We start from the raw sequence: 12848 nt of genomic DNA, 5'->3' as shown, positions 1-12848 counted from the left end.
GCCTTCGCGGGAGAACAGAAAGGGTTGCGGCGCCGAAGTTTGAAACGTGATTGTCAGAACCAAATCTTGGTGCCCCACCCCGGCGCAGGCCGGGGCCCAGTTGGGGGACAGTAGTAACTGCGCGCAGCGTCCATTTACTCAGGCTTCCGCAACTGGGCCCCGGCCTTCGCCGGGGAGGTGCGTGGGCGGGACGGCGATTGTGTTCGAAGGCTGCTAAGTCGTTCGCGGGCAAGAACCGTGGTGTTCCCGGTACGCTTGAAATAAAAGTTCGCGCTCCACCCCTCACCTCCGCCGCTGCGGCTCCGTCTCGATCAGCCACGCCCGCGGCAGCCCCGTCGGCTTGGCAACGCCATCCAAACGCCGCGCACTCACAAGCGCCACGCGCTTCAAGATCATCTGGTCCTTGAACGCGTCCATCCCGCCGCCGGTCGGCTTGGCAAGGATCCGCTTCACCACGTCCATCCCCGCGACGACATGCCCGAACGCGGCATAGCCCGGATATCCCGCGCGCGCGTCCATCGCGGGTGCGGGCCCAACCGTGATGAAGAAATTCCCGCCAGCCGACGCCGGCGTCATGCCACGTGCCATCGAGATCGTCGCGTCGAGATGCTTGATGCCGGTCATCGCGGTGGTCTCAAGCGGAAACGGCGGCAGGATCCGCCGTGCATCGGTGCGGATGCCCGCCTGGATGAAGCCGAGCTTTGGCGCGGACTTCTGGCGGCTCGCGCGGTAGAAATCGGTGCCGTCGAACCGGCCGTCATCGACATAGGCGAGGAAATTCGCGGTCGTCTTCGGTGCGTGCCGCGCGTCGAGCGCCAGCAGGATCGGGCCCTCGGAGGTGGACGATGCGGACGCGTACCAAGCCGGGCTTCGGTCCCGGTTCGGCGCGCTGCACCGACCTCCATGCCGGCTGTGCCGTTCCTGCGGACGCCAAGGCCGCAATGGCCACGAAGCCGATCATCAAACGCCGCATCTCGATCACTCACGCCTTTACCGATGGCGTCGGCTACCTGTCCGTTTACGGCGAGGCAAGCGCGGAGGGGTATGTGGTGACGTGGAGTAAACCGGTGATCACCGTTGGTACCAACGTCAGTTTGCAGCGCTCAACATGCACCAGCGAGCGCGTCGGCTTAGTTCGATTCTTCCGAGTAGGCACCTCCCCGGCGGAGGCCGGGGCTCAGTTGGGAAACGTCGGTGATGTAGGTTTGCGCTTTGTCACTCAAGCCATGCCAACCGGGCCCCGGCCTTCGCCGGGGTGGTGTACCTGTGAGCAGTTCGTCCTAAACTTCCTTGTACGCGGGGTTAGCTCGTAATGCCGAATCAAACCGCTACGACCACACTCCCGTCCCCTCAAACATAGCGCGGGATCGGCCCCACCTGCGGCGTTTGGTCCGGCATGTCCACCATCGTCTCGTCCACGAAGCACCAGCCCCAGCCTTCCGGCGGGTCATAGCCCTCGATAATCGGATGCCGCGTCGCGTGGAAGTGTGCGGTCGCGTGGCGGCGCGGGGAGTCGTCGCAGCAGCCGACATGACCGCATTCCCGGCACAGCCGGAGATGCACCCACTCGCTGCCGATCCGGAGGCACTCCTCGCATCCCTTCGCGCTCGGCGTTACGTCACGGATCGTATCCATATGCGTGCAACCGTAGCTCATTCCGCGTACCTTTCCGCCATGTCGGCCAAAACCGTGTGGATCTGCGCGACCACCGCCGCGCCTTCGCCGACCGCCGCGGCGACGCGCTTGGTCGAACCGGCGCGGACGTCGCCGATCGCGAATACGCCGGCGCGGCTCGTCTGCAACGGCAGCGCGGCGGCACCGGTGACGATGAACCCCTTCTCGTCGGTATCGACGCAGCCCTTCAGCCAGCCCGCGTTGGGGTCTGCGCCGATGAACAGGAACAGGTGTCGCATCGCGCAGCGCGTCTCCGCGCCGTCGCTGCGGTGGCGGAAGATCGCTGCCGTCAGTCCGGTGGCACGCTCGCCCTCCAGCCCGACGACCTCGGTGCCGACGCGGATCGTCACGTTGGGCAGCGCCGCGATCCGGTCGATCAGATATTTCGACATCGTCGCGGCCAGCGGGCGGCGCACGATCAGGTGCAGGTGCTTCACGCGCGGCGCGAGGAACACAACCGCCTGCCCGGCCGAGTTGCCGCCGCCGACCAGCGCGACTTCCTCGCCCTCGCACAACCGCGCCTCGATCGGCGATGCCCAGTAGGATACGCCGGCGCCCTCGAACTCAGCCAGGTCGGGAATGTCCGGCCGCCGATACCGCGCGCCAGACGCGACGATCACCGTCCGGGACTGGACGCGCCGATCGCCCGGCAGTTCAAGCGCAAGCGGGTCGCCCGCGGGCCGATCCTCGTCGCAATCGAGATGCTCGACGGTCAACGGGATCGCGATCTCCGCCCCGAACTTCAGCGCCTGGTTGAACGCGCGCCCCGCCAGCGCCTGCCCCGAAATGCCGGTCGGGAAGCCCAGGTAATTCTCGATCCTAGCCGACGCCCCCGCCTGCCCGCCGATCGCACGCTCGTCGAGCACGATCACCGACAGTCCTTCGGATGCGGCATACACGGCCGCCGCCAGCCCCGCCGGCCCCGCGCCGACGATCGCGACGTCGTAGACGATGTCGGGATCGAGTTCTGGCGTGATGCCGAGGCACGCCGCAACCTCGATATCCGACGGCCTTTTCAGCACCGTACCGTTGGGGCAGACCACCAGCGGCAGGTCGCTCGACGCGACGCCGGTCCGCTCGACCAGTGCACGCCCCTCGTCGTCGGCTGCCGCATCGAGGACAATGTTTGGATAGCCCGACCGCGTGAGAAATCCCTGTAGCCGGACGACGTCGGGACTGTCCGGCAGGCCGACGATCACCGTCCCCCCGCTGCCCTGCTCGATAAGCCCCACGCGGCGCAGGATCAGCGCGCGCATCACGATCTCGCCGACGTCCGCGGAGCCGACCATCAGCGCGCGCAGGTGCGCCGGGTCGAACGGCAGCGCAGTGCAGCCGGCGGGGCCAGCGGTGCCGCCCGCGATCGTCGGGCGCCCGGCAAGCTGGTTGACCTCGCCCGTCAACTGCCCCGGGCCGTGCGTGGTGATCGGTGCCTCGTCGCTCAGCCCGTCGCGACGGACGACGTCGATCGTGCCTTCGAGCACCAGCCAGGCCGCGACGCCGTGCTCGCCGATCGCATAGACCTGCTCGCCCGCGGCAAATACGCGCGCCGGACCACTCGCGAAGCGCTTTGCCGTCTGAAGCTGTTCCGCGTTGAGCACCGGGAACATCTGGTGGTCGCGCGCGCCGAGATCACTCATGCGCGCGACACCGGTTCGAGGCCGAGGAGCAGCGTCGGGATCAGTTCGGATACGGTCGGGTGAATCGGCACCGCCCAGCGCAGCGCGGACACCGGCTGATCGGCGTTCATCATGTCGAGGATTCCGTGGATTGCCTCGTCGCCGCCGGTGCCGAGGATCGCCGCTCCCAAAATCCGCTGTGTTTCCGCATCCGCCACGATCTTCATGAATCCCTTCGTCTCGCCCTTCTCGACGGCACGACCCACCCGAGTCATCGGCCGCTTCGAGACGAGGATCGGCCGCCCCGTCTCCTCCGCCTGTGCTTGCGTCAACCCGACACGGCCGAGCGGCGGATCGGTATAGAGCGCGTAGCCGGCCAGCCGCTGGCTCAGCGTCCGGTCGTCGCCCTCGAGCAGGTTCGCGGCGACGATCTCGAAGTCGTTATACGCGGTGTGCGTGAAGGCGCCGCGGCCGTTGCAATCGCCCAGAGCCCAGATGCCGGGAACGTTGGTCTGCAAAAGATCGTCGACGATCACATAGCCCTTCGCATCGGTCGCGATCCCCGCGAGATCGAGCCCCAGATCGTCGGTGTTGGGACGTCGTCCAACCGCGAGCAAGACGTGGCTACCGACCACCGCCGGATCGCCCGCGCGACAATCGACCGACACCGCGACGCCCGATGCGTGGCGCGCAAAGGCTATGCAGTTGGCGCCGGTACGGACCACGATCCCCTCATCCTCAAGGATCGCGCGAACCGCGTCGGACACGTCGGCGTCCTCGTGCGGGATCAACCGTTCGCTGCGCTCGACGACCGTCACCGCAGCACCGAACCGCCGATACATCTGCGCGAATTCCAGACCGACATAGCTTCCCCCGACGACCACCAGATGTTCGGGGACAGCCTCCAAAGCGACCATGTCGGTATTGTCGAGATGCGGCACGTCGTCGACGCCAGGCATGTCGGGTACGCTCGCGCGGCCGCCGACGTTGAGGAATATGCGCGGTGCCGTCAGTTCCTCGCCGTCGACCGCGAGCGTCGCGGGCCCGGTGAAGCGCGCATGGCCACGCAGGAAGGTCAGCCCGGCCATAGACTCCAGCCAGCGTTCGTTACCCGTCCGCGCGTCGGTCACGACTTGCCTCGCACGCGCGGCGACCGCAGGCATGTCGACGACGACGTCGCCGGTCACGATACCGAACTCCGGGCCACGCCGCGCCAGATGCGCAGCATAGGCGCTGGCGACGAGCGTCTTGGTCGGCATGCACCCGGTGTTCACGCAGGTGCCGCCGACGAGCTTGCGCTCGACCAGCGCAACGGTCATCCCCGCCGCGGTCAGGCGCCCGGCGAGTGGCGGCCCCGCCTGCCCCGCGCCGACGATGATCGCATCGAAACGGCGCACTAGAGCGACGACACCACCAGCACCGCCCCGAGGATGGCAACCGCATCCTCGATCAGCGCAGCCGGGCGATCGTTGCCGAACGCGGTCGCCAAGCGTGCGCGCGCCGCGGCACCGACATAGATCCCGATCACCGCGCCGACGACGCCGAGGACGATCCCCTGCAACGGCAGGCCGACCGCACAGCCGACCGCGGCCCCCGACAATCCGCCCGACAACAGCCGGGCGATGAATTGCGGCGGCACCTTGCGGCTAGGGGTCGACGGCAGTTGATCGGTGACGAGCTCGGTGGCGGCGAGCACGGTCAGGATCCACGGCGTGAACCGCCAGCCGAGAAACGCCAGCCACGTTTCCCGCAACGGAAGCGCGCCGCGTGTAGCCGCCCAGGCGACGGCGGCGGGCGCCAGCATCGCCCGCAACCCTGCGACGATACCGATGACCAGGGCGAGTGTCAGTCCGTGGACGAGCGGTGGAACGAGCATGGCAGTCTCCGATCCGATGGTTCACGAACGTCCCATGCCGAGCGGCGACCGTCAAATCGTTACGCCTCCGATATGGAGAACAATTCCAGCCATATCGCCGCGCGCCCGATGTCCCGTCCTGCAAGCCCCTCTGATTCCAGCTGAACCTACCACCGCCCGACGACAGTGTTATTTCGCCGCGGTGGCTTCGATTTCGACGAGGAATGCCGGCCCCGCCAAGGCCGCGACCTGAACGGTCGATCGCGCGACCGTGTTCGGGTTCTCCGCGGTGCCGAAGAACATCTTGAAGGCATCGTTCATGCCGGCAAAGTCCATCTTCCCGCCAAGCTTCGGGTCGCCCGCGACGAACACGGTGAGCTTGACGATGTCGCTCATCGCATAGCCTTGCGCGGCGAGGATCGTCTTGATCTTCGTGAACACGCTGATCGTCTGCGTCTTCGTGTCACCGAAATCGGCGATCGTCAGTTGCGCCGGCGGCGTCTTAGCCGCCGGGTCGATCGGGGCCGCCAACTGTCCGCTGAGATACAGCATCTTCGCGCCCGCCGGCACGGTGACCCCTTGAAGGATCAGGCCGGGCGGGGTGTTGGCATGCCGAACGATCGCCACCTTGTTCTCGGCAGCGATCGCCACGCCGGGCACTGCGAGCATCGCACAGGTCGCCACGGCCAGCGCGACGGTCTTGGTCTTGGCTTTTATCGTCATATGTCTCTCTCCCGGTGGTTCATGCGAATGGTTCGGGCGCGGCGAGTGTGACGCCGCGCCCGATCTCTCAGAAGCTCACGTTCATGCGCGCATAATAATAGCCGCCGTTGATCCCGTAGGGGCTGAACGTCAGCGGCGCGTCGAGCTGGTTGCCGCCGCCGACCAAGGTAGCATTGGTCGTACCCGGCACCAGGCCGAGTGTCGGCGACTTCTTGTTGAAGACGTTGTTCGCACCGATCGACAGCTCGAGGTCGTCGGTCGCCTTGAAGTTCAGTTCGACGTCGCCGATGAACGCGGTGCCGATCGTCTGCTTATAGAAGGTGCCGCCGTCCGGGCTGTACCTCGCCGAGCTCTTTCCGTAGACCGTACCGCGCAACGTCATCGAGAACTTGTCGATCGAATAGAAGGTCGAACCGATGACTTTGACCCGCGGCGATGCGGTCTCGATATTGGCGCGGGCGCCTTCGTCGAACAACGGCACCGTGATCGTCTGTCCGAGCACGTTGACCAGCGGCGGTGCCGACATGACCTTGGTGATCTTGGTCTGGTTGTAGTTGCCCGACAGGGTCCAGGTCGCCTTGCCATAGTCGCCGAAATCGCTCGCGTAGCTGGCGACGAGATCGACGCCGCGGGTCCGGGTATCCGCGCCGTTGGTGAAGATGTTGATGCCGGTCTGCGTCACCGTCGGATCGAGCACGTTGCCGTTCGCGCGGATCGCCGCCGTCACCACGGGGAAGTTGACGTTGACCGGCGAGGTGGCGCCGCCGCCACCGAACAACGACCCCGTCCCGAGGATACGATCCTCGATCTTCACCTGATAGGCATCGATCGTGATCGTCAGCCGCGGAACCGGGCGAATGACCGTGCCGAAGCTGTAGTTGGTCGATTTCTCGGGCTTCAGGTTCTCGAAGCCGAGCAGTTTCGCCGCCGCCGAATTGGCGGGCAACTGGACGAACGCGGCAGTCGGCGAGACGTTGGTGGCGGAGTAATAGGATTCCGCCAGCGTCGGCGCGCGGAACCCGGTCGAGAAAGTGCCGCGCAGGGCGAACGCGTCGGAGAAATCGTAGCGCCCGGTGCCCTTGTAGATGAACTTGCTGCCGAAATCGGAATAATGCTCGTAACGACCGGCGACATCGACCTTGAGGCCTTCGACCGGCATCAGGGCGACGTCGATATAGCCCGCCTGTGACGTTCGGCCGTTCACGCCGGCATCCGAGGCTCGGAAACCGGGATAGGACTGGCCGCCCTCCTTGTAGGTCGAGGCGGCATCGCCCGCGCCGATCTCATAGACGTTCTTGCGATACTCGCCGCCGAAGGCGAGGTTGATCGGCGCGGCCATCCCGGCTTCGATCTCGTGCGTGATGTCCGCGTTGACGGTCAGTTCGCTCGACTTGAAGAACCCGTTGTAGAAGGTCGTCGGGGTGAAGCCGGTATCGGCGTAGAGCGAGGCGTTCGCCGAATCGACCGTATAGATCTCGTTCTTGTCCTGGCCGAACGTGCTCGACAGGTCGTAGTGGAAGCCGTTGGTCGTGCCGCGCACGCCGCCGGTGAACGCCATGTCCTCCTCGCGGATCTTCTCGCGCGGGCTGAAGCCGTTGGACGGCGAGTCGCCATCGGGATCGAAATAGGTCGTCACACCGGCCACGGTGCGCGAGATGCGGGTCGGTACGCGGACGTTCTCGTAGGCGCTGGCGATGCGTCGCGAATAGGTGCCGAAGCTGTACGCCTCGATACCACCGAAATCATAGGCCGAGTTATATTGCAGATTGATCAGGCGCGATTGCGCATCGCCGCTGATCTTGTTGACGTAAGGAAAGTCCGCCATCGCCGGATAGAGCTGTTGCTGGATCGCGTTGATCGACGGGGTCGTCGTGCTGCTCAGCAGATTGCCGTTGGCGTCAGTGACGCGCCGGTCGAGCCCGCCGACCTGCGTGAAGTCGTGGTAGCGATAGAAGCCGGTGACGTTGATGAAGCCGTTCTCGCCGACCTTGGTCGCAAGGTGCAGGCTGCCGCCGTACGTGCGGCCGCCGGTGTCGTAATTCTCGCCCGCGGTCATCGAGGCGTCGCCGCCTTCCTTGTCGTCCTTGAGGATGACGTTGATGACGCCGGCGATCGCGTCGGAGCCATATTGGGCTGCGGCGCCGTCCTCGAGCACTTCGATGCGCTTGATCGACGAGGGCGAGATCAGGTCGAGATCGGCGGTCGCTGCGCCCTGATAGGGTCCGCCGAGGACCGCGAGGTTCGAGGTGCCGTGGCGGCGCTTGCCGTTGATCAGGACGAGCGTGTGGTTCGGGCTCAGCCCGCGCAACCGTGCCGACAGCGTGAGGTTGGCGGTGTCGCCACCGAATGCCTGCGCCGTGAACGACGGGACAAGTTGCGTCAGCACCTGGTTGAGGTTCGGCTGGCCGACATGGCTCATGATCTCGGCGTCGAGCACCTTGATCGGGGCCGCGCTTTCGGCCGCGGTAATCCCCGTGGCGCGCGTGCCCGTGACGATGATGTCGTCGGGGATTTCCGAGGTTCCGGTCTGGGGGTCGGTCGCGGTGACCGACGCGGTCTGCGCCGAGGCGGTCATGGATCCAGCGCTGGCGAGCGCCACGATGAAGGCACTACGTGAAATACTGTTGACGATCTTCATAAGGTTTCCCCCCTTATTGTTGAGCGCCTTCAGCCATCCTCTTAATATATTCGATGATCTGACGTCACCGTGTCACGACTACCCTCTCTGCGAAACGAGGTTTCGCAGGATATAATTAGAGTTTTCCGCTTTCCTAACCTTAGTCATGATTGTCCGCGTTACGCACGGAGACAACCGATTCGGTGCTATTTACGGATCGTTTCTAAACTATTGTTCACACTGTCACCGAAATGCAACGTTTTGCTCGACGTCATGCCGCGCGTCGTGCGCCGGCCGAACCCTGTGCTGCCCGGGGCGTGCCTTGCGCCGCGACGCGTCTGGCCAGCGCGACCACCTGACCTTGCGCGGACTGGATGCCGCCTTCCTGCCAGCCCGGCGTCTGACTGAGTGCGGCGGAGGCGAAATAGACGCGACCGTCGGGTTTCTGGAGCAGGCGGAACTCGGGCGTGTCGATATGCCCCTCCTGCCGCCCATTCGCGCTGCCCGCATTCCAGTCGGGCCACGGCCCAAGGCTGTACGGGATCTTATGCCAGTTCACCGCGATGCCGTTGACCAGATCGGCGCCATGCCCCGGATGCAGGCGATCGATCACGCCGCGCGAGAAGGCGATCTGCTCGGCGATCGGACGCTTGGCGAATTCGGCAGCATTGGGTCCGGACGAATAACAGCCGAGGATCATGCCGCGCGCGGAGTGCAGCCCGGCCGACGGGTACCAGACCAGCGTCGTCGGACCGCCGACGAACGAGATGCCGCCATAGATCTGCTCGCGTTCCCAGAAGCGCGGACTCTCGAACGCGACCTTGTTCGAGTGATCGTAGACGACCCCGGCGATCGTCTTCTTCATCGCGGGCGTAAAGTCGGTATCGATCGTCGCGAGCACCGGGAACGGGATCGTGCAGATGATGTAATCCGCCGTCACGGTGTCGACCACGTCGCTCGCCTTGTCGCGGTAGACCACATCGACGCCGCGCGCGGTGTGACGGATCTTGGTGACCTCGGCGCCACGGATCGCCGGACGGCGCAGGTTGCGATCGAACCCGGCATGGATGCGGTCCATCCCCCCGACCGGCTCGAACATCGTCGCCTGCATGTAGAGATTGTCCTCGAACAGCGTCATCGGCAGCCGTTCGTTCGCCAGCAACTGGTCCATCGGCACTGCGCTGCCCGCCGAGGAGAAGGTGACACCCGCCCCCGGTGCGGTCCCGAACCCCGATCGCTCGGTGCCGGCAAACGCATAGTCGGTGCCGAGATCGCCATAGGCCTTCAGGAACGGCAGCAGTTTCTGCTTGTCCGCCGCCGTCACCGACTGATCGAGCGCACCTTGGTTGATCGCCTTCGCCAGCAGTTCGGCGATGTGGCCGCGCATGTCGTTGATCGCGGTGCGCATCCGGATCTTGCTGCCGTTCTCGCCCATCACATAGGCCGAGCGGCTCGAGTTGACTTCGACCTCCAGCGGCACGTCGAACTTCTTCGCGTACCCGATCAGCCCCTGGTGGAAGCTGGGAATGCGTGCCGGTCCGGCGTTGAAATAGATGCCGTCGGAGAATTTGGCGGTCTGCGTCTGTTCCCCGATCATTTCGATCTTGTCGCCGTCGCGCACCGTCCAGGCCCGCCCGCCGACCCGCTCGCGCGCTTCGAGCAACGTCACCTGGAAGCCCGCCTGTTCGAGTTCGTACGCGGCGGTCAACCCGGCGATCCCCGCCCCGAGCACGACGACGTGCGTTCCCTTACCGACCCCGGGCGGCAGCATCGCCAGCTCCTCCGCCTGCGAGGTGCCGATCAATCCATTGGTAAGACCCAAAGCCTGCATCGCGCCGAGCGTCGCGCTCAGCCCTCCCATCAGGCCAAGCCGGCCCAACAAGGTCCTGCGTGTCATCACACCGTGTATAGTCATCAAGGCCCCCCGAAACGGCACCCCCCTGGGTTTGCCGAACATCAGAATTACCGGCGGGTCGAACCCGTCAGCAGCCTTGCAGGATCATCGTCCCCCGCCAGCCACGATGAACGTCGGACATCGATCGCAAAAGAACACATCGTTCCTTTGCGCGTAACATCTCGACACGTTGCATCTTTTGACTGGACGATTCGGATTGAACATTGCTTTGGCATGTAACGCAAATGAAATCTTTAACGCCGCGGTGACGATCTTGTGGCGACGACGGACCCGGCGGACCGGGCCTTGAATTCCGATCGTGGTCCGGCCAATTCTCCGACTGATCCTTTTACCAAGAGACCTGCCACATCCTATGACCACCGAACCCGCTCCCGTTCCCGAGACCGCTGCGCCTGCGACCCATGCCTTCGAGGCGGACGTCGCGCGCTTGCTCCACATGATGGTGCACTCGGTCTATTCGGATAAGACCGTATTCCTGCGCGAACTGATCTCGAACGCAGCCGATGCGTGCGAGAAGCTGCGGTACGAAGCGTTGAGCGCGCCCGAGTTGCTCGGCGACGAGACGCGGCTGGCGATCTCGATCACGCTCGATCCCAATGCGCGGACGCTGACGATCGAGGATAACGGCATCGGCATGACTGCCGAGGACATGGGCGAGGCGCTTGGCACGATCGCGCGATCGGGCACCAAGGCATTCATGGACCGGATCGCGGCATCGAGCGGTTCCGATGGCGCGCAGTTGATCGGCCAGTTCGGCGTCGGCTTCTATTCCGCGTTCATGGTCGCGTCGAAGGTCGACGTGATCTCGCGTCGCGCAGGCGCCGACATCGCCTCGCTCTGGTCGTCGGACGGCCTCGGCACCTATACGATCGCCGACGTGCCAACCGCCGACGTGCCAACCGCCGACGTGCCAACCGCCGACGTGCCAACCGCCGACGCCCCTGCCCGCGGCACTCGCGTCGTGCTCCACCTGCTCGAAGACGCGACCCAATATACCGACCGCTTCACCGTCGAACGCCTGATCAAGGACCAATCGGGGCACGTCCCGGTGCCGATCACGCTCCGCGAAAAGCCCGACGCAGAGCCGGTCGACATCGCCGACGGTGCTGCGCTCTGGACCAAGCCGAAGGCGGATATCTCGGCCGAGGACTATGCGGATTTCTATCGCAGCGTGTCCGGCCAGTATGACGAACCCGCGCTGACGCTCCACTACCGCGCCGAAGGACTGCACGAATATACGGTGCTCGCCTATGTGCCCGGAGCGAAGCCGTTCGACCTGTTCGATCCCGACCGTAATGGCCGCATGAAGCTGTACGTGAAGCGCGTCTTCATCACCGACGATGCCGAAGTCTTGCCGCGCTATCTCCGGTTCATGCGCGGGCTGGTCGATTCGTCCGACCTGCCGCTGAACGTCTCGCGCGAGATGATCCAGGAAAGCCCGATGCTCGCCGCGATCCGCAAGGGCGTGACCGGCCGCGTGCTGGCCGAACTCGACAAGCTCGCGACGCGCGATGCCGACGCCTATGCGAAGATCTGGGAGAATTTCGGCGCAGTCCTGAAGGAAGGGCTGTACGAGGATTTCGAACGGCGTGACGCCCTGCTGAAGCTAGCGCGCTTCAAGACCACGACGTCCGGCGGCGCATGGCGTTCGGTTACCGACTATGTCGCAGCGATGAAGGACAACCAGACTGCGATCTATTACGCGGTCGGCACCGATCTCGACCGGCTCGAAGCCTCCCCGCAGCTCGAGGGGTTCCGCGCGCGTGGAATCGAAGTGCTGCTGCTGCCGGACTCGGTCGACGGGTTCTGGGTGACGGCTGGCATCGATCACGACGGCAAGCCGTTCAAGTCGGTCACGCAGGGCGCGGCCGATCTCGGGCTGATCCCGCTGGTCGACGGCGCCGAGCAGCCAACCGCCGTTGCGACGCCCGAAGTGGCGAACTTCATCGCGTTCGTGAAGACGACGCTAGCCGATGCCGTGTCCGAAGTCCGCGCGTCGGAGCGTCTGACGGATAGCGCGGTCTGCCTCGTCGCGGCGGACAGCGGGATGGATCGCCAGCTCGAACGCATTCTCGCGGAGAGTGGCCAGGCGATGCCGGCGGCCAAGCCGGTACTTGAGATCAATCCGCGCTCGGCCTTGATCGCCAAGCTGGCGGCGCTCGGCGAGGACGAGACGGCGCTGCGCGAGGACGCGGCGCATCTGTTGTTCGACGAAGCGCAGATCGCCGATGGCGAGCGTCCGATCGATGCCCGGGCGTTCTCCGCTCGGCTCACGCGGCTGTTTACGCGGGCTCTGGGGTGATGCTTGGGGTTGGCGTGGGCGCTTCCCAAGCGGCCTACCCACCCCCACCCCCTCCCTTTCCGGGAGGGGAGCAGGTCTGTCGCGTTGCCGGCGGCGCTCTCGGTTTCAGCGGCGTCTTCGGAGCCGGACGTAGCCGCGAGTACGCG

Annotated in this window: 8 protein-coding genes and 1 pseudogene; 1 reads left to right on the top strand and 8 read right to left on the bottom strand. The window is 65.3% G+C overall.

The window, feature by feature from the left end:
- Nucleotides 1–282 precede the first annotated feature (282 nt).
- From BM244_RS03560 to BM244_RS03520, 8 genes and pseudogenes are all read right to left on the bottom strand, one after another.
- Nucleotides 283–961 (bottom strand): annotated as a pseudogene (locus BM244_RS03560) (peptidylprolyl isomerase).
- A 389-nt stretch (nt 962–1350) separates the two neighbouring features.
- On the bottom strand, nt 1351–1635 hold the full coding sequence (locus tag BM244_RS03550) for a UBP-type zinc finger domain-containing protein (RefSeq protein ID WP_254784249.1): 285 nt from the start codon (nt 1633–1635) through the stop codon (nt 1351–1353).
- A gap of 17 nt (nt 1636–1652) precedes the next feature.
- Nucleotides 1653–3311 carry an FAD-dependent oxidoreductase gene (locus BM244_RS03545; RefSeq protein WP_093397403.1) on the bottom strand — a complete coding sequence of 553 codons (1659 nt, stop codon included), beginning with the start codon at nt 3309–3311 and terminating at the stop codon, nt 1653–1655.
- Complete coding sequence (locus tag BM244_RS03540) at nt 3308–4687, bottom strand: FAD-containing oxidoreductase (protein ID WP_093397402.1); 1380 nt, start codon at nt 4685–4687, stop codon at nt 3308–3310. The genes BM244_RS03545 and BM244_RS03540 overlap by 4 nt, the downstream gene beginning before the upstream one ends.
- On the bottom strand, nt 4687–5166 hold the full coding sequence (locus BM244_RS03535; protein WP_093397400.1) for a DUF4126 domain-containing protein: 480 nt from the start codon (nt 5164–5166) through the stop codon (nt 4687–4689). The genes BM244_RS03540 and BM244_RS03535 overlap by 1 nt, the downstream gene beginning before the upstream one ends.
- 168 nt (nt 5167–5334) lie before the next feature.
- Nucleotides 5335–5868, bottom strand: a complete 534-nt coding sequence (locus BM244_RS03530; protein ID WP_254784248.1) for a RidA family protein — start codon at nt 5866–5868, stop codon at nt 5335–5337.
- 67 nt (nt 5869–5935) lie between these two features.
- Nucleotides 5936–8506 carry a TonB-dependent receptor plug domain-containing protein gene (locus BM244_RS03525; protein ID WP_093397398.1) on the bottom strand — a complete coding sequence of 857 codons (2571 nt, stop codon included), beginning with the start codon at nt 8504–8506 and terminating at the stop codon, nt 5936–5938.
- 250 nt (nt 8507–8756) lie between these two features.
- The gene (locus BM244_RS03520; protein ID WP_175518031.1) at nt 8757–10382 is read right to left on the bottom strand and encodes a flavin monoamine oxidase family protein; all 1626 of its coding nucleotides are present in this window, start codon (nt 10380–10382) and stop codon (nt 8757–8759) included.
- A 370-nt stretch (nt 10383–10752) separates the two neighbouring features.
- Between BM244_RS03520 and htpG the strand changes: the two genes are divergently transcribed.
- Nucleotides 10753–12702: a molecular chaperone HtpG gene (gene htpG, locus BM244_RS03515; protein WP_093397395.1), complete on the top strand. Its 1950-nt coding sequence runs from the start codon at nt 10753–10755 to the stop codon at nt 12700–12702.
- Nucleotides 12703–12848 lie beyond the last annotated feature (146 nt).

This window comes from Sphingomonas sp. OK281 (assembly GCF_900115295.1).
Classification (GTDB): Bacteria; Pseudomonadota; Alphaproteobacteria; order Sphingomonadales; family Sphingomonadaceae; genus Sphingomonas.
This window is presented reverse-complemented; position numbering and strand designations above follow the sequence as displayed.

Coding starts and splice junctions, on each gene's coding strand:
- BM244_RS03550 (WP_254784249.1), bottom strand. CDS start 1,635: ATGGATACGATCCGTGACGTAACGCCGAGCGCGAAGGGATGCGAGGAG.
- BM244_RS03520 (WP_175518031.1), bottom strand. CDS start 10,382: ATGACACGCAGGACCTTGTTGGGCCGGCTTGGCCTGATGGGAGGGCTG.
- BM244_RS03525 (WP_093397398.1), bottom strand. CDS start 8,506: ATGAAGATCGTCAACAGTATTTCACGTAGTGCCTTCATCGTGGCGCTC.
- BM244_RS03535 (WP_093397400.1), bottom strand. CDS start 5,166: ATGCTCGTTCCACCGCTCGTCCACGGACTGACACTCGCCCTGGTCATC.
- BM244_RS03530 (WP_254784248.1), bottom strand. CDS start 5,868: ATGACGATAAAAGCCAAGACCAAGACCGTCGCGCTGGCCGTGGCGACC.
- htpG (WP_093397395.1), top strand. CDS start 10,753: ATGACCACCGAACCCGCTCCCGTTCCCGAGACCGCTGCGCCTGCGACC.
- BM244_RS03545 (WP_093397403.1), bottom strand. CDS start 3,311: ATGAGTGATCTCGGCGCGCGCGACCACCAGATGTTCCCGGTGCTCAAC.